We start from the raw sequence: 17924 nt of genomic DNA on the forward strand, positions 1-17924 counted from the left end.
GGGCCTTTTTTTGATCAACCTGCGAGATAGGACGAGCGGGTCAATCCCAGACGCAAGGCATCCAGATACTGCGTACGCTCGCGTGCAGTCAGCTTTGCTCCGGCTACCTTGTCGCGGTAGTAGGTCATCAGCTCCTCTGGCGAGAGGTGCACATAGCGAAGCATGTCTTCAATGGTGTCATGAGTCTCGATGCCACCATGACGCACAGTGCCATCCGCATCCTGATAGACGTTGACCGAGTCCGTATCGCCAAACAGGTTATGCATATCGCCCAGGATTTCCTGATAGGCACCTACCAGAAATACACCCAACATGTAATCTTCATTCGGACGCACATCGTGAACCGGCAAACTGGTCTCGATACTCTGCTCATCTACGTAATGGTTGATTTTGCCGTCCGAGTCACAGGTCAGATCCTGTAACACCGCGCGGCGCATCGGCTCTTCATCCAGACGCGTCAGCGGTACGATAGGCAGGATCTGCCCTATCGCCCAGGTATCCGGCAAGCTCTGGAAAACCGAGAAGTTACAGATGTACTTGTCGGCCAGCTTGTCGTTCAGTTCGTCCAGCACCTGGCGATGCGAACGCTGGCGTGCCTTGAGCTGATTGTAGAGTCGACGGCAGATCGCAAAGTAGCATTGCTCTGCAAGCGCCTTGTCACTCAGGCTCAGGCGACCTGACGCATACTGCGCAGAGGCTTCGCTCACGTACTGGGTTGCACGCCAATAGGTCTCGGTCACCATTTCCGGATCGGTATCACCCAACAGCTCAACCAGCCACTGCACGACTTCAGGCTTGTCGGAGAAATTCTCGATATCAGGCATGGCGTCGTTGTTGCGCTCGACATCGGTTACCTGCATGACCAGCACGGCATGGTGCGCAGTCATGGCACGGCCACTTTCCGAGAAGATGTTTGGATGTGGGAGGCCCTGACGATCGCAGAACTCCTTGAGCATCCCCACGACCGTCGCGGCATAGTCATCCATGTCGTAATTGATGGAACTGGCATTACGCGAGTGCGTACCGTCGTAGTCCACACCCAGGCCACCGCCCACATCGACATGATCGACCGGCAATCCAAGCGCGCGCAGTTCGGCGTAATACCGAATGGCCTCACGGAAACCCTGACGATAATCAGCCAGATTGGCAATCTGCGAACCCATATGGAAATGCAGCAGGCGAACCCCCTGCTCGAGTCCTGCCTTGCGGAAACGCTCGATCACGGACAGCAACTGTGCCGCCGACAGGCCAAACTTGGACTTTTCGCCCCCGGTATCGGCCCATTTGCTGGAAGCCAGCGATGACAGGCGAACGCGGAGACCTACCTGCGGAGTCACCTTGAGATCGGCCGCCTCTTCAATCACCAGCGGGACTTCGGACTCCTTCTCGATCACGATGAAGACGTTGTGACCAAGCTTGAGCCCCATCAGGGCCAGGCGTATGAATTCGCGATCCTTGTAACCGTTGCAAACGATGGTGCCCCCCTTGGGCGCCAGCGCCAGCACAGCCATCAGCTCAGGTTTGGAACCAGCCTCGAGCCCGATCGACACGTTACGCGTGGCAATAATGTTCTCGACGACCGCTTCCTGCTGATTGACCTTGATCGGATACAGGGCCGTGTACTGACCACCATACTCCATTCGCTCGATATTGGCATCGAACGCACCGGTCAGTGCCCGCACGCGACCTTGCAGAATGTCAGGGAAGCGCACCAATAGAGGCAGCGAAAGGCCCGCCTCGCACAGTTGCCCCACCAGTAGATGAAGGTCGATGGGCTCTCCATCGGGACCATGAGGACGGACTTCGACATTGCCGATGTCATTGATAGCGAAGTAGCCAGCGCCCCAGTGGCGAATGCCGTACACACTACGGCTATCGGCTACGGTCCATTGGCTGCCGTCATCTTTGCGCGTACGTCGTGGGGACATCCGCCAGATTCTCCTGTTGAAAGGTAATAAGGTGTTGACCGCAGATCGCTGCGGTAAGTTTGGATAGATATGGCCTGAACGTGGAACCGTTCGTTTAACCGCCGGACTTCTTGGCTTTGAAACCGCGTTTGGTCAGCTCGTCAATCAGCAGGTCGACATGATCGCCCTGAATCTCGATGACGCCATCCTTCAACGCACCACCAGTACCGCACCGCCGCTTCAGTGTGCTCGCCAATTCTTTCAGTTCATCGGCCGTCACAGGCACACCACTGACCGTGGTCACGGTCTTGCCGCCACGACCTTTGGTTTCGCGGCGGACACGTGCAATACCGTCTCCAGCCTGCACGGGGGCCTGCTTACAGAGGCAGTCAGCGAGAGGTTTGTTACAAGCCGGGCAATGACGACCACTATCGGTGGAATACACCAGGCCGCCGAGACCGGCAAAGGAAGAGGCTTTCTTGACCACCGGGCATTCCTCACAGGGTCAGGATAGCGACAGGTTGGAGAACCAACCAAGAGCGCCCCACTCTGGCAGGGGCTGCGCATCAAAAGGTCGCGCAATTTACCAGCATTGAACGCAAATGCTAAGCACAAATTTGCGTCAATGCTGGATATTTTCATGACAGGCTCACAGAAAACCTGCTGCTGGGCTCATTACCCTTTTCGTGTCGGTGGCGCCATGAATTCCGGCCCTACCGGATCAGTCACATGTCGGGTCAGAATTTTATCGATTTCGTCTAGCTCCTCTTGGCTCAGGGACCAGCCGAATGCCTCGTCTACTCCCTCGATCTGCTCGGGCTTTCGTGCGCCCCACAGCGCAATAGTTGGGCCCTTATCAAGAATCCAGCGGATAGCCAACGCCAGGACCGTCTTGTCATGGCGAGCACGGGCGTAATCCTCCAGTGCGGCCACTGCTGCAAGGTACTGCTCAAAACGCGGTGACTGAAACTTTGGATCGACCTTGCGCAAATCGTCCCCATCAAACCGTGTCGAGGGTGACATTTTACCGGCCAGCAGGCCGCGGCACAGTGCCCCGTAAGCCAACACCGCCAGCCCGTGATCCTTGGCATAAGGCAGTACGTCCTTTTCGATATCGCGCTCGAACAGGTTATAAGGAGGCTGTACCGCTGCCAGAGGGGCTACATCGCGAAAGGCATCCATCTGCTCAGGCGAGAAGTTGCTGACGCCCAGGGCCAGCACTTTTCCTTCCTGGCGCAGCTTTTCCAACTCGCGGGCAGTCTCGTCAATGGGCGTCAAGGGGTCTGGCCAATGTACCTGGTAAAGGTCGATGTGATCGGTCTTGAGGCGACGCAGGGAATCTTCGATTTCCTGACGGATACGGGCCGGAGTAGCGTTACGGAATGGGCCGTCATCATTCCAGTCCAGTGCAACCTTGGTAGCAATCACTGCTTTATCGCGTATTCCTTCCAGCGCCTTGCCCACGATCTCTTCGGAATTGCCGAAACCATAGACGGGCGCAGTATCAATCAGATTGATACCACGCTCTACTGCACTGCGGATCGTGGCGATGGCCTTGGATTCATCACTACCGCCCCACATCCAGCCGCCAATCGCCCAGGTACCCAGGGCGATGCGGCTGACGGGACGGGATATACCTTGAATAGTCAATGTTTCAACTGACATGAGACCTCCTGTATGGCTCAGGGGTGGATAGGCTGATAACGCCTGATAAGCGCAAGACATGCGTATGGAGAGGTATTGAACAGGCCGTTCAATGAAAGTTGCCTGGCTGCAGCGCAACACTGCAGCCAGGCGAGGTATCAACCCTGCTCCATCAGCTGGCGCAAGTCGATAATTGCCGCATTGGCGCGGGAGATGTAATTGGCAATCACCAGGGAATGGTTAGCCAGAATACCGAAGCCACTGCCATTGAGAATCATCGGGCTCCAGACCGGCTGCTGAGCGGCCTCCAGCTCACGAATGATTTCGCGCACGTTTACCGTTGCGTTCTTCTTGGCCAGCACATCGGCAAAATCTACTTCGATAGCGCGCAGGATATGAGACAGCGCCCAGGCCTGCCCGCGTGCCTCGTAGAAAACGTTATCTATCTGAAGCCAGGGCGTTTTAACGATACGCTCGTGAACTTCAGGCACCTGTCCGGGGAGCAGATCCTGATTGGGATTGATGTCAGCATCCAGACGAGAGCGGCCCACACTGGCGGAGAGCCGTTGTGACAGGGACCCCAGGCGAGTCTCTACGTCGCCCAGCCAGTTACGCAGGTTATCGGCACGCGCGTAAAAGAGCGCACGCTGCTGCTCCTGCCCACCCAGACGCGCCAAGTAAAGGTCAAGGGAGCGAATACCCGCACGATATTCAGACTCCGAAGACGGCATCGCCCAGCTACGGTTGTCAAAGTTGAAGTGTGGCTCGGCCTTGGCCAAATCAACATCTTCCGTTGACTGAGACTGAGAGCGGGCAAAGTCCTTGCGCAGCGCACGGGAAAGATCACGTACCTGCACCAGGACGCCGTATTCCCAGGAAGGCATGTTGTCGAGCCAGAGACCAGGGGGCGCAACATCGTTGGACAGATAGCCGCCTGGCTTGTCGAGCAAAGTGCCCGCCACCATCTTGAGTGTCTCTACCGTGGTATAACCCAGGGCCAGTTTGCGTTGAGCGGCAGCCGCCGCTTCCTGGGCATGCTGCTGGACAGGAAAGCGGTCCGGCTCGCGGCTCCAGTACCAACTCAGGATAAACATCACGAGCAGATAAAGGCCGATGATGATAGCCACGGCGCGCAGCCAGGGGCGGCCGCCAACAGCCGAAGCGCCGTCTGTCCGCCGCCTCCAACTGCTTGTACGATTCTTCCAGTCCAGCATGATGTTATTCCTTATAGTCGACTCCAGCGTTCGACCACGTCTATGACAAGGGGTTGCCGATTAAGTACGCTCGGTAGTGTACATAAGCCGTTCAGCTCTTGGTCCTAATGTTGCTCGATCCTGAGCCGATGACCTAGCAAGGCGATGCTGGTAGGCTTTAGTGATGGCCTATCGCCACCGATCTTTACTCAGGACGAGCCGGACTACCATGAGCGAGCATGACGATCCTTCACTGGACCGTATCAAGAACCATTTTGCCCAAAGGGTCATCACCCAGGCCAGACATGTTCTGGAAATCTGGCAACGCCTGCATCGTGTGGAGTGGAGTACGGCAAGCCTGGAAGAGCTGACCGAGGCCAACAATCGCCTCCTGCGCTATGCCCAGCGATTCGATCAGCAGGAGCACAACCAGCTGGCAGAACGGATTGCTGGCTGTCTTTTGGCCGTCGAGGCCAACCGGGGACGCCTGACCAGTACAACGATTTCAGAACTGAGCCAGCTCATGCAAAGCTTGTCTCGCACTGGCTTACGCCATGGCGATCAGCTGGAAAGCACCAACCTGCCCCCGTTGCGCAAGCCTATTTATATTGCCCTGCAGGATCGGGAGCGCTCTGAGCGCCTGGCCCTGCAAATGGAGTACTTTGGCGTCACGATTCATATCTTCGAAGACGCAGTCACATTCCGCCAGGCTATTTCCGAGCGCCACCCGGCAGTGCTCATCATGGAAGTGGATTTCAACGGCCCGGGCGCAGGTCTTCAGCTGACAGCCGAAATCCAGGCGAACCTGACTATCAAGCTGCCAGTGCTGTTCTTCAGCCATGAGGAAGCCGATACCGCCATGCGTCTGGCAGCCGTACGCGCGGGTGGCCACGAGTTCTATACCGGCACCCTGGATGCATCGCACCTGCTTGAAAAGGTCGAAACACTGACCCGCGTCGCCTATTACGACCCGATCCGCGCCCTGATCGTCGACGACTCGCGCGCTCAGGCGATGCACACGGAAATGTCCCTGAATAGCGCTGGTATTGTGACGCGCACCCTGCTCAACCCGACTGCCGTGATGCCGCATCTTGCCGAGTTCAACCCGGACCTGATCATTCTGGACATGTATATGCCGGAATGCATGGGGACGGAGCTGGCCAAGGTCATCCGTCAGCATGAGCGCTATGTAAGCGTCCCGATTATCTACCTTTCGGCTGAAGGTGATCTGGACAAGCAGCTGGATGCCATGAGCGAAGGCGGCGATGATTTTTTGACCAAGCCGATCAAACCCCGCCACTTGATCGCCACCGTGCGTACACGCGCCGCCAGGGCACGTAACCTCAAAGCGCGCATCGTTCAAGACAGTCTGACGGGCCTGTATAACCATACCCACATTTTGCAGCTCCTGGAGGACGCGAGTTTTCTGGCTCGCCGACGCAGCAAAAGCCTGTCGTTTGTGATGCTCGATATCGATCACTTCAAAAAAGTGAACGATCAATATGGCCATCCTATGGGGGATCGCGTCATCAAGAGCCTGGCCCTGTTTCTGAAACAGCGCCTGCGCAAGACCGATCATATCGGCCGTTACGGTGGCGAGGAATTCGCCGTGGTGTTGCAGGACACCGATAGCCAGAATGCCCTGCGACTGATCGATGAAATCCGCAAACGGTTTTCAGAAATTTGCTATCCAGCCCAGCAGGAAAGCCTCTTCTGCACGTTCAGCGCAGGGGTTGCACAGTTGCAGCCCGACCAGGACATCAAGAGCCTGGCTAGGCAGGCTGATGAGGCGCTTTATCAGGCCAAGCGCGGTGGGCGTAACCGCGTGGAAATCTATCAGCCCCAGCCGTCAGCCTGACAATCCATCACGCATATGGAGACAATTCCTGAGGGCTAGCGGCGAACGCTTTCGGTATCATGGCCGGGAGTTTCACCTGCCGAGAGTGTCATGCGCCGCCTGTTATTTCTGCTTTTGCTGATTATCGCCCTGCCCGTCTCTGCCGGCCTGTTTGACGGTAACCGTCCTGCGTCGACTCTTGGCGCTTCAAGTAACGCCAGCGACTTTCTACCTGTTGACCAGGCGTTCCGGCTGGAGCAGCTCGAATCCACTCCTGATAAACAGGTGCTGCGTTTCATTATTGCGGACGGCTATTACCTGTATCGGCATCGCTTTCAATTCAGCACGCAACCTGAAGGCCTGACACAGGATATTGCCTTGCCGGCTGGAGAACCCAAGCATGATGAGTGGTTCGGTGATGTACAGGTTTATCATCATGTAGTGGATATCGAGGTCCCGCTGGCGCAGGCAGGCGTATCCGGACAATTGTCCATTACCTACCAGGGCTGCGCTGACAAAGGTCTGTGCTATCCACCGGAAACCAAGCAGATCGCATTGGGTGATGCCTCTGCCTTACCCGCTACCGTGCCCTCTTCAACGACAGTCGAAACCGCATGGCACTGGCGTGACATGCTCCTGTTTTTCCTGGCAGGCCTGGGGTTGACCTTTACCCCTTGCGTACTGCCCATGCTGCCTATCATGTCTTCAGTCCTGCTTCACGGTCGGGACAGAAGCTCTCATACCGCAGGCCGCGGGTTATTTCTTTCTCTGGTGTATGTCGTGCACATGGCAGGGTGCTTTGCGCTCCTGGGCTCGCTGATGGGGCTTTTTGGCGCAAGCCTCAATCTGCAGGCGCGTCTGCAATCGGCCTGGGTGCTCGTTCCCTTTGCTGCATTCTTCGTAGCCTTTGCACTGGCCATGTTTGGACTGTTCGAGCTTCGCCTGCCCGCCTTTATCCGAAACCCAGTCGACCGCCTGGCCAGTGGCGCGAAGGGCGGCTCCGTACTAGGTGCAGCCACGCTGGGCATTCTTTCCAGCCTGTTGGTATCGCCGTGTGTCTCGGCGCCACTGGCGGGTGCATTGCTCTACATCAGCAGCAGTGGTGATGCGTTAGGCGGTGGACTCAAGCTGTTTGCTCTGGGCTTGGGGATGGGTACTCCACTTATTCTCTTCGCTACAGGCGGTGGAGCTCTCCTACCCAAATCCGGTGTGTGGATGGTGGGTGTACGAAACGCCTTTGGCGTTCTGCTCCTTGGAGTAGCCGTCTGGATGCTGGAACGCCTGCTGTCCGGCCCTGTGTCATTGGCCCTATGGGGCTTGCTGGCCGGCGGAACCGGGTTGTTCCTTGGAGCCTTGGAGTTGACACCCAAGACTCCCCGTCAAAAGCTGGCTCAGCTTCTGGGACTGGCCTTGCTGGTCTATGCCGTAGCGGCATGGATTGGTGCGCTGCAAGGCCGCTCAGATCCGCTTCGCCCGCTTACAGTGACCTCATCTCCTGCCACCCTGTCTAGCAGTACCAGCGCCTCGAATTGGCAGACGGTCAGTACGCTCGCCGAACTGGATGCTGCCTTGAAGGCCGCAAAGGATGCGGGGCAACCCCTTCTGCTCGACTGGTATGCCGACTGGTGCATCAGCTGCAAGGTAATCGAGCGTGAAGTGTTCAACGATCCTGCCATCATGGCCCGACTGACTGCCTTTCGTCTGATACGCTTCGACATTACGGCCAGCAACGCACAACAGCGTGCGCTTCTGGATCGTTACCACCTCTTTGGACCGCCCACGATCCAGTTTTTCGATCGCAAGGGACAGGAAGCCCAAAACCTGAGAGTCATTGGTGAAATCGGCGCGGATGCGTTTGCCAAACACCTCGAACGCGCTCAAGAAACCTTATAACCCCCAATTAGATAAAATTTCGCCCAACGTGCTGGCATTTACAGCAAACATCGGGCGACTGGACAGTCAGCGAGCAATGCGGCATAGTCCGCGGCCATCGCTTTGCCTGTTGAGGGATGTCGTCATGGCTACGCTGCTGGTCCTGCATGGACCTAACCTGAATCTGCTGGGCACCCGCGAGCCGGGCGTCTACGGCGCGGTCACGCTGGATGAAATCAACCAGGATCTCAAGCGTCGCGCGGAAGCGGCCGGACATACACTGGACTATTTCCAGAGCAATGCCGAGCACCAATTGATCGAACGAATCCATGCCGCTCGTCATGAAGGCGTGGATTTTATTGTGATCAATCCTGCTGCCTTCACTCACACCAGCGTTGCGCTACGTGACGCATTGCTGGCTGTGAGCATCCCATTCATCGAGGTGCATCTTTCAAACGTGCACAAGCGAGAACCCTTTCGTCATCATTCCTACTTTTCAGACGTTGCCGTAGGGGTGATCTGCGGTCTCGGTGCCAGCGGTTATCGCATGGCGCTTGACGCTGCAATCGAAATGACAGGCAAGGCACAGAACGCCTAGCCGCTGCATAACCGGGCATTGAATCGACATCTCGATGTGCCCGACAAAAACTTAAACGTAACAGACCTTAGGGGAGTGCCAACGTTAATGGACATTCGTAAAGTCAAGAAGCTGATCGAACTGCTGGAAGAATCCGGAATCGACGAACTGGAGATCCGTGAAGGCGAAGAATCCGTTCGCATCAGCCGTCAGAGTCAGCGCGCTGTACAGACTGCTGTGTACGCTGCTCCGCCCGTCGCTGCCCCGGCTGCTGCACCCGCCCCGGTTGCTGCCCCGGCTGCCGAAGCACCCGCTGCGCAACAACTGACAGGCAATGTGGTTCGCTCGCCCATGGTAGGCACTTTCTATCGCGCCTCCTCTCCTACCTCTGCGCCCTTCGCCGAAGTGGGCCAGGCCGTGAAGAAAGGCGACATCGTCTGCATCGTCGAAGCCATGAAAATGATGAACCACATCGAAGCCGAAACCAGCGGTACCATCGGCGCTGTCCTGGTCGAAAACGGCCAGCCGGTTGAGTTTGACCAGCCGCTGTTCACCATTGTCTGATCGACAGGAGTCCGCGATGCTGGAAAAAGTCCTGATCGCCAACCGCGGGGAAATTGCCCTGCGTGTGGTTCGTGCCTGCAAGGAGTTGGGCATCAAGACGGTGGCCGTACACTCCACCGCTGATCGTGAGTTGATGCACTTGTCCCTGGCCGACGAATCGGTCTGCATCGGCCCCGCCCCGTCTCCTCAGTCTTACCTGAACATCCCGGCCATTATCAGCGCAGCTGAAGTTACCGGCGCCACTGCTATTCACCCTGGCTACGGCTTCCTGGCAGAAAATGCCGACTTTGCCGAGCAGGTCGAGCGCTCCGGCTTTACCTTTGTCGGTCCGACCGCAGACGTGATCCGCCTCATGGGCGACAAGGTCTCCGCGAAGGATGCGATGAAAAAGGCAGGCGTACCCACGGTTCCCGGCTCCGATGGCGCAATGCCAACCGACGAAGCCGAGTGCCTGCGTATTGCACGCGAAGTGGGCTACCCGGTCATCATCAAGGCGGCTGGCGGCGGCGGTGGCCGTGGCATGCGCGTTGTTTACGAAGAGTCCGAGCTGATCAAGTCCATCAGCATGACTCAGACCGAAGCAGGCGCTGCGTTTGGCAACTCTACGGTTTATTTGGAAAAGTTTCTGGGCAACCCGCGTCACGTGGAAGTCCAAGTTCTGTCCGATGGTCAGGGCAATGCCGTTCACCTGTTCGACCGCGACTGCTCGCTGCAACGTCGTCACCAGAAAGTCATTGAAGAAGCACCTGCCCCGCAGATCGACGAAAAGGCACGTGCCGAAGTACTTGCCCGCTGCGTTCAGGCCTGCGTTGAGATCGGTTACCGTGGTGCCGGTACGTTCGAGTTCCTCTATGAGGACGGCCGTTTCTACTTCATCGAAATGAACACGCGCGTTCAGGTGGAGCACCCGGTTACCGAGATGATTACCGGTGTTGACATCGTCAAGGAGATGCTGAGCATCGCTGCTGGCAACAAGCTGTCGATCAAACAGGAAGACATCAAAATCACCGGGCACGCTATCGAGTGCCGGATCAACGCGGAAGACCCCAAGACCTTCATGCCCTCGCCTGGCCTGGTCAAGCACTTCCACGCGCCGGGCGGCAATGGCGTACGAGTCGATTCGCACCTGTACAGCGGTTACAAGGTTCCGCCGAACTACGACTCGCTGATCGCCAAGCTGATCACCTGGGGACGTGACCGTGACGAGGCCATGGCCCGCATGCGTAACGCGCTGGATGAACTGATTGTCGATGGCATCAAAACCAATGCCGACCTGCATCGCATGCTTACACGCGATGAAGCCTTTGGCAAAGGCGGTGTGAACATCCATTATCTGGAGAAGAAGCTAGGCTTGAAACACTGATAGCCTTGCTTAAAGCCCGGGCCGCACATGCGGCCCGTTGCTTTTTAAACTACCCATTTACGTATTTGAAAGGTTTCGCCATGCCGTGGCTGCAAGTCCGACTCGCCATTACCCCTGATCAGGCAGAGCCCTATGAAGACGCCCTGCTCGGCCTGGGTGCTGTTTCCGTGACATTCATGGATGCAGAAGACCAGCCCATTTTCGAGCCGGACCTGGGCACAACGCCTCTTTGGAGCAAGACGCATCTGCTGGCCCTGTTCGAGTCAGATATCAATGAGCAGGACCTGGCGAAACACCTGACACTCATTGCAGGTACCGGCGCTGATTTTCATATCGAGCATATCGAGGATCAGGACTGGGAACGCAGCTGGATGGATAACTTCCACCCCATGCGCTTTGGCCAGCGCCTATGGATCGTACCCAGCTGGCATGAAGCGCCCGAGCCGGGTGCAGTCAACCTGCATCTGGATCCCGGGCTTGCTTTCGGTACGGGGACGCACCCCACCACTGCACTGTGCCTCGAATGGCTGGATGGACAGCCACTTGAAGGCTATCAGGTTATCGATTTTGGCTGCGGCTCGGGCATTCTGGCCATCGCGGCACTGCTGCTGGGCGCAACGCGTGCCGTAGGAACGGATATCGACGTACAGGCGCTTGAAGCCTCTCGCGACAATGCCAATCGAAACGGCATTGACCCAGCCCGCTTCCCGGTCTACCTGCCAGCCGACATGCCGGACGAACCGGCTGATGTCGTTGTTGCCAATATCCTGGCCGGCCCGCTTGTAAGCCTCGCGCCACAATTGAGCCGCCTGGTAAAATCGGGCGGCCGACTGGCCTTGTCTGGCATTCTGGCGGAGCAGGCGGAAGAGGTACGCGCCGCTTACAGTGCCGATTTCGAGCTGGACCCTACGGCCGAGCGCGAAGGCTGGATCAGAATTACAGGCATAAAACGCTAAGATGAACGACGCGCGGCAAAAAGTGGCTTCAACGAGCCACTTTTCAGCCTTGAGCGTTAGAGTAAACTAGTCGGCTTTTCCGCAGGACCAGACCAGATCGCCATAATGACTGAAACCTACGTCACTCAATGCCCGCATTGCAGTACTCGCTTTCGAGTCAAGCAGGAGCATTTGGCGATTGCCCAAGGCAACGTGCGTTGCGGCGCCTGCCTTGAAATCTTCGATGCCACTCAGCATCTCGAAGGATTGCCGACACCGCTCAAGCCCGTCATCGAGTCGACAGCCGTCGTCATTCAGCCTGCGCCCCCTATGGCTCAGTCACCTTCGACGCAGCCCCAGTCTATCAGCCATGTTTCAGATGCTGCCGAAGCAGTGCCCAAGCACCCTTCGGACACTCTATTGATCCATGATGACCTGGATCTGGACGGGCTTGACCTGGATGAAGAGCTGGCCAAGCTGGACGCCATGGAGTCGGCGCAACGCCTTCCTCCCCTGCCAACATTTGGGCAGCAGAAACCCGCCTCGAAAACTACACCGGTTTATGATGAAAGCTGGGCTGAGGCCCTGCTGCGCGAGGAAAGTGCAGAATCTGACAACGAGCAGCGCCAGGAACCGACTTTAACGCTCGACACCATCGAGGAAGATCATGCTCATGAAGAGCCCTCGCTAGGGCTACATGCCTCGCATGAGGCAGACGAGCCCGAGCTTGAATCATCCCTGAGGGCTGACGAGAAGGACAATCACGATCAGCCGATCGAAGCGGCCGAACCTCATGTGGGTGACACGGCGCCCTCTGACCGGGAAGCCACGCCTGTACGTGCCGAGCCCGCTCTGCGTAACGACACGTTGCTCGACCTTCATGACGAGCCATTGCAGCTCGACTGGCAACCGCCGAAGAAGCAGTGGGCCAAGCGGCTCGGCTGGGTGCTGTTGAATCTGGTTGCCCTGTTTGGTCTGTTTGCTCAATACGTTGGCTTTCATTTCGACGAGCTGGCGCGTCAAGACCAGTATCGTCCTTGGTTTGTTCAGTTCTGCGCGTGGGCGGACTGCAAGGTTCCGTCCAAGGTCGATGTAAAACAGATCCGTAGCAGCAACCTGGTTGTGCGCAGTCACCCAGAGTTTTCAGGCGCGCTACAGGTCGATGCGATCCTGTATAACCGGGCAACGTTCTCACAGCCCTTCCCGCTTCTGGAACTGCGCTTTGCCGACCTGAATGGGCAGCTCATTGCCAGCCGTCGGTTCAAGCCGTGGGAATACCTGGGCGGCGAATTGAAAGGACAGACCGAGATGCCACCGCAGACACCTATCCATATCTCGCTGGACATTCTTGATCCAGGCAGCCGAGCTGTAAATTACAGCCTCAGCTTTCATTCGCCCGAGTAAAAAACACTCCAATATGGCAAAGGTGTCCGGGCCAGGCTGAACTGTTCAGTTTTTGTTCAATTCAGCCTTTATCCGGACACGGCGAGCGGGTATCATTGCCGACCCTTTTCCAGTACACCCGTACCTCCAAAGCGCCTGCAGTTGCTATTGGATAAGGTAATTTCGGCCAGGGAAACTCATGTCGATGGTACGCATCGGCCCATATACATTGCCCAACCCACTGATCCTCGCGCCAATGGCCGGGGTGACTGATCGCCCATTCCGCCAGCTGTGTCGTCAGCTTGGTGCAGGTCTGGTCGTATCGGAAATGGTAACTAGCGATGTTCGTCTGTATAACAGCCGCAAGTCACGGCTACGCCTGATTCACGACGGTGAGGCCGAGCCGCGCTCGGTGCAGATTGCCGGCGGCGATCCAGCCATGCTGGCTGAAGCGGCACAGCGCAATGTCGAGCTGGGTGCACAGATCATCGACATCAATATGGGTTGCCCGGCTAAAAAGGTCTGCAACAAGGCAGCCGGTTCGGCGCTGATGAAAGATGAAGCGCTGGTAGCCGATATCCTGGATGCCGTCGTAGCCGCCGTTGACGTGCCCGTCACGCTCAAGATCCGTACAGGTTGGGACCGTGAACACCGCAATGGCGTGACGATTGCCCGCATTGCAGAGCAGGCCGGTATTGCGGCACTCTCTGTGCACGGACGGACTCGGGCCGATCTGTATACCGGGACAGCGGAATACGACACCATCGCTGAAATCAAGCAGGCGGTTTCCATTCCGATTTTTGCCAACGGTGACATCGACTCACCGGAAAAGGCTCGCTACGTGCTGGACCATACTGGTGCCGATGCCCTGTTGATTGGCCGTGCGGCGCAAGGGAGACCCTGGATCTTCCGAGAGATCGATCATTACCTGCGTACAGGCCAGCATCTGCCGGCACCGACCCTTGGCGAAGTGGAACAGATCCTGCTGGGCCATTTGTCCGAGTTGCATGGTTTCTACGGCCCCGAAATGGGCGTACGGATCGCTCGCAAGCACGTAGGCTGGTATCTTTCAGCTCTTCCTGGCGCCCAGGACTTTCGCGCTCAGTTCAACCGTCTCCAAGATATGGACGCACAACACGCCAGCATTTGCGCCTTTTTCGCGCAGTGCCCATCTGATGGGAAGGAAGTGGCATGACTTCGTTGACCGATAACTCTATGACTGGAATCACGCCTGTGAGCGACAATGCCAATCTGAAGCAGCACCTGACGGCACCGCTGCAGGAAGGCCAGACCCTGCGAGACAGCGTTGAAAAGGCGCTTCGCAACTATTTCGCTCACCTGGACGGTCAGCCGGTTACCGATGTCTACAACATGGTGTTGTGTGAAGTCGAAGCCCCCTTGCTGGAAAGCGTAATGAATTACGTCAAGGGCAACCAGACTAAGGCGTCTGAGATGCTCGGCTTGAATCGCGGCACCCTGCGCAAAAAGCTCAAGCAATACGATCTGCTCTGATTCTCATGATGTCCAGAGCCGGTCGAGCAAGGGCCGGTTCTGGACAGCCCTTCCTCTCGCCTGACCGATGGACTTTGTGATGACAGACCAAACCGCCCGCCTTCCCGTTCGCCGTGCGCTGATCAGCGTCTCCGACAAGACTGGCGTCGTTGATTTTGCCCGAGAGCTTGCAGCATTAGGTGTCGAGATTCTTTCGACTGGCGGCACCTATAAATTGCTGCGCGACAATAATGTCCCGGCAGTGGAGGTGGCGGATTACACCGGCTTTCCAGAAATGATGGACGGTCGCGTCAAGACGCTGCATCCCAAGATTCATGGTGGCATCCTGGGTCGCCGCGGTACGGATGATGGCGTCATGAGTCAGCACGGCATCCAGCCGATTGATCTGGTAGCCGTTAACCTCTACCCCTTTGAGGCAACTGTAGCCAAGCCAGACTGCGACCTGCCGACTGCCATCGAGAATATCGATATTGGTGGTCCAACCATGGTTCGCTCAGCCGCGAAAAATCATAAGGACGTTGCTATCGTCGTCAATGCCGGCGATTACGCTCAGGTCATCGAAAGCCTCAAGCATGGCGGCATGACCTACGCACAGCGTTTCGATCTGGCCCTCAAAGCCTTCGAACATACATCAGCCTATGACGGCATGATCGCCAACTACCTGGGCACGATTGACCAGACGGCTGAAGTATTATCCACCCAGGGCCGCGGCAGCTTTCCCCGTACCTTCAATACCCAGTTCATCAAGGCGCAAGAGATGCGGTACGGTGAAAACCCGCATCAGAGCGCTGCTTTCTATGTGGAAGGCAAACCCCAGGAAGCCAGTGTCGCCACGGCGACCCAGCTTCAAGGCAAGGAGCTTTCCTTCAATAACGTGGCTGATACCGATGCAGCCCTGGAGTGCGTAAAGAGCTTTGATGCTCCAGCCTGCGTTATCGTCAAACATGCCAATCCCTGTGGCGTTGCGGTAGCCTCTGAAGAGGATGGCGGCATTCGCAAGGCCTATGACTTGGCATATGCCACTGATAGCGAGTCTGCCTTTGGCGGCATCATCGCTTTCAACCGCGAGCTGGATGGCGAAACGGCCAAGGCGATTGTCGAGCGCCAGTTCGTCGAAGTCATCATTGCACCCAAGGTATCAGCTGCCGCTCGCGAGGTCGTCGCAGCCAAAGCCAATGTTCGACTGCTGGAATGCGGCGAATGGAGCACCGATCGCGTGGGCGGCTGGGACTTCAAGCGAGTAAACGGTGGCCTGCTGGTACAGAGCCGCGACATCGGTATGATCACTCAGGCCGATCTCAAAATCGTTACTCAGCGCGCGCCCAGTGAGCAGGAAATCCAAGACCTGCTGTTCGCCTGGAAAGTCGCCAAATTTGTGAAGTCCAACGCCATCGTTTATGCCAAGCATCGTCAGACCGTAGGCGTAGGAGCTGGCCAGATGAGCCGCGTCAACTCTGCCCGCATCGCTGCCATCAAGGCCGAACATGCCGGACTGGCCGTACAAGGAGCCGTCATGGCATCCGATGCCTTCTTCCCCTTCCGTGACGGCATCGACAATGCTGCCAAGGCCGGCATTACCGCCGTGATTCAACCCGGCGGCTCGATGCGTGACGCGGAAGTCATTGCGGCTGCCGATGAAGCAGGCATGGCCATGGTCTTTACCGGCATGCGTCATTTCCGTCACTAATCAAACCGGCTTTGCCGTATTGTCCGGAGCCTTGATCTGCCACTGCGCAGACGAGAGGCTCCAGACATCTTGCATCACTGCGGGCTCATGCCCTGGCCGGCATGAGCCCTAGAAGGAGCGAACATGAATGTATTGATCATTGGCAGCGGCGGACGAGAACACGCGCTGGCCTGGAAGGCGGCACAGGATCCTCGCGTTGAAAAGGTATTCGTTGCACCGGGTAATGCGGGTACGGCCATCGAAGATAAATGTGAAAACGTCGCTATTGATGTCCTGGCTCTGGAGCAACTGGCGGACTTTGCCGAGAAAAACGTTGCTCTGACAATCGTCGGACCAGAAGCCCCTCTGGTAAAAGGCGTCGTAGACCTATTTCGCTCACGTGGCCTGAAGTGCTTCGGCCCTACGGCAGGCGCTGCCCAGCTGGAAGGATCCAAGGCCTTCACCAAGGATTTCCTGGCCCGCCACCAGATTCCTACAGCGGCATACCAGAACTTTACTGAAATCGAGCCTGCCCTCGCCTACCTGCGTGAAAAGGGCGCACCTATCGTAGTCAAGGCCGACGGCCTTGCTGCAGGCAAGGGTGTGATCGTCGCCATGACGCTTGAAGAAGCTGAGGCTGCCGTACGTGACATGCTGTCAGGCAATGCCTTTGGCGATGCGGGTGCTCGTGTTGTTATCGAGGAGTTCCTGGAGGGCGAAGAGGCCAGCTTTATCGTCATGGTCGACGGCCATAATGTACTGCCCATGGCGACCAGTCAGGATCACAAGCGTGTAGGCGATGCGGACACTGGCCCAAATACCGGCGGCATGGGTGCGTACTCACCTGCTCCGGTGGTCACGGCTGATATTCACCAGCGCATCATGAAGGAAGTGATCTATCCCACCGTACAAGGTATGGCGGCTGAAGGCCATGTCTATACCGGTTTTCTGTACGCTGGCCTGATGATCGACAAGAACGGCGCTCCCAAGGTCATCGAGTTCAACTGCCGCTTTGGCGATCCTGAAACGCAGCCGATCATGCTGCGCCTGCAATCCAGTCTGGTAGCACTGGTCGAGGCAGCGCTGGCTGAGCAGCTGGATACGGCTGATGCCCAGTGGGATCCTCGACCCAGCCTGGGTGTCGTACTGGCAGCAGGTGGCTACCCTGGAGATTACGCCAAGGGAGACGTCATTTCCGGCCTGGAACAGGCAGTCACTGCCGACGGCAAGGTCTTTCATGCTGGCACAGCATTAGCCCAGGATCAGGTCGTGACCAGTGGTGGCCGCGTCCTGTGCGCCACGGCACTAGGTGACTCCGTGGCTCAGGCACAGCAGAATGCCTATGCCCTAGCCAGACAGATCAACTGGAACGGCTGCTTCTACCGCAACGACATCGGTTATCGTGCGATAGCTCGCGAACGCAGCTAATACCACTGCCGGACGTCACGAAGATGTCCGGCAGCATTTATCC

Annotated in this window: 15 protein-coding genes; 11 read left to right on the plus strand and 4 right to left on the minus strand. The window is 57.2% G+C overall.

Translation table 11 applies throughout. The annotated features are described in order from the left end of the window. Nucleotides 1–14: 14 nt before the first annotated feature. The 4 genes from speA to AC4LF3_RS15185 all read right to left on the minus strand — a co-directional run bounded on the left by speA (nt 15) and on the right by AC4LF3_RS15185 (nt 4765). Complete coding sequence (gene speA, locus AC4LF3_RS15170; RefSeq protein ID WP_010795417.1) at nt 15–1928, minus strand: arginine decarboxylase; 1914 nt, start codon at nt 1926–1928, stop codon at nt 15–17. 94 nt (nt 1929–2022) lie between these two features. Then, on the minus strand, nt 2023–2394 hold the full coding sequence (locus AC4LF3_RS15175) for a translation initiation factor Sui1 (RefSeq protein ID WP_010795418.1): 372 nt from the start codon (nt 2392–2394) through the stop codon (nt 2023–2025). 188 nt (nt 2395–2582) lie between these two features. Then, nucleotides 2583–3572: an aldo/keto reductase gene (locus AC4LF3_RS15180; RefSeq protein ID WP_019364332.1), complete on the minus strand. Its 990-nt coding sequence runs from the start codon at nt 3570–3572 to the stop codon at nt 2583–2585. 137 nt (nt 3573–3709) lie between these two features. Next, nucleotides 3710–4765: a DUF2333 family protein gene (locus AC4LF3_RS15185; protein WP_010795420.1), complete on the minus strand. Its 1056-nt coding sequence runs from the start codon at nt 4763–4765 to the stop codon at nt 3710–3712. A 208-nt stretch (nt 4766–4973) separates the two neighbouring features. Here AC4LF3_RS15185 and AC4LF3_RS15190 point away from each other — a divergent pair, with 208 nt between their 5' ends. From AC4LF3_RS15190 to purD, 11 genes are all read left to right on the plus strand, one after another. Next, nucleotides 4974–6602, plus strand: a complete 1629-nt coding sequence (locus AC4LF3_RS15190) for a response regulator (RefSeq protein ID WP_010795421.1) — start codon at nt 4974–4976, stop codon at nt 6600–6602. A gap of 90 nt (nt 6603–6692) precedes the next feature. Then, a complete protein-coding gene (locus tag AC4LF3_RS15195; protein WP_491835661.1) occupies nt 6693–8474 on the plus strand; it encodes a protein-disulfide reductase DsbD in 1782 nt (593 codons plus the stop codon). A 124-nt stretch (nt 8475–8598) separates the two neighbouring features. Then, nucleotides 8599–9051, plus strand: coding sequence for a type II 3-dehydroquinate dehydratase (gene aroQ / locus AC4LF3_RS15200; protein ID WP_019364328.1), 453 nt, complete (start codon nt 8599–8601; stop codon nt 9049–9051). A gap of 87 nt (nt 9052–9138) precedes the next feature. Continuing rightward, nucleotides 9139–9594: an acetyl-CoA carboxylase biotin carboxyl carrier protein gene (gene accB, locus AC4LF3_RS15205; protein WP_010795424.1), complete on the plus strand. Its 456-nt coding sequence runs from the start codon at nt 9139–9141 to the stop codon at nt 9592–9594. Nucleotides 9595–9610: 16 nt separating this feature from the next. Continuing rightward, nucleotides 9611–10957 carry an acetyl-CoA carboxylase biotin carboxylase subunit gene (gene accC, locus AC4LF3_RS15210; RefSeq protein WP_019364327.1) on the plus strand — a complete coding sequence of 449 codons (1347 nt, stop codon included), beginning with the start codon at nt 9611–9613 and terminating at the stop codon, nt 10955–10957. A gap of 80 nt (nt 10958–11037) precedes the next feature. Further along, a complete protein-coding gene (gene prmA, locus AC4LF3_RS15215) occupies nt 11038–11913 on the plus strand; it encodes a 50S ribosomal protein L11 methyltransferase (protein ID WP_074824975.1) in 876 nt (291 codons plus the stop codon). A gap of 105 nt (nt 11914–12018) precedes the next feature. Continuing rightward, nucleotides 12019–13296, plus strand: coding sequence for a DUF3426 domain-containing protein (locus AC4LF3_RS15220; protein ID WP_313551268.1), 1278 nt, complete (start codon nt 12019–12021; stop codon nt 13294–13296). Nucleotides 13297–13474: 178 nt separating this feature from the next. Beyond that, nucleotides 13475–14470: a tRNA dihydrouridine synthase DusB gene (dusB, locus tag AC4LF3_RS15225; protein WP_122041869.1), complete on the plus strand. Its 996-nt coding sequence runs from the start codon at nt 13475–13477 to the stop codon at nt 14468–14470. Beyond that, a complete protein-coding gene (fis, locus tag AC4LF3_RS15230; protein WP_010795429.1) occupies nt 14467–14787 on the plus strand; it encodes a DNA-binding transcriptional regulator Fis in 321 nt (106 codons plus the stop codon). The genes dusB and fis overlap by 4 nt, the downstream gene beginning before the upstream one ends. A 79-nt stretch (nt 14788–14866) precedes the next feature. Next, on the plus strand, nt 14867–16474 hold the full coding sequence (gene purH, locus AC4LF3_RS15235) for a bifunctional phosphoribosylaminoimidazolecarboxamide formyltransferase/IMP cyclohydrolase (protein ID WP_491835665.1): 1608 nt from the start codon (nt 14867–14869) through the stop codon (nt 16472–16474). Between the two features lie 123 nt (nt 16475–16597). Further along, nucleotides 16598–17881: a phosphoribosylamine--glycine ligase gene (gene purD / locus AC4LF3_RS15240; RefSeq protein ID WP_019364322.1), complete on the plus strand. Its 1284-nt coding sequence runs from the start codon at nt 16598–16600 to the stop codon at nt 17879–17881. Nucleotides 17882–17924 lie beyond the last annotated feature (43 nt).

Source organism: Pseudomonas sp. C2.3V (assembly GCF_058536325.1).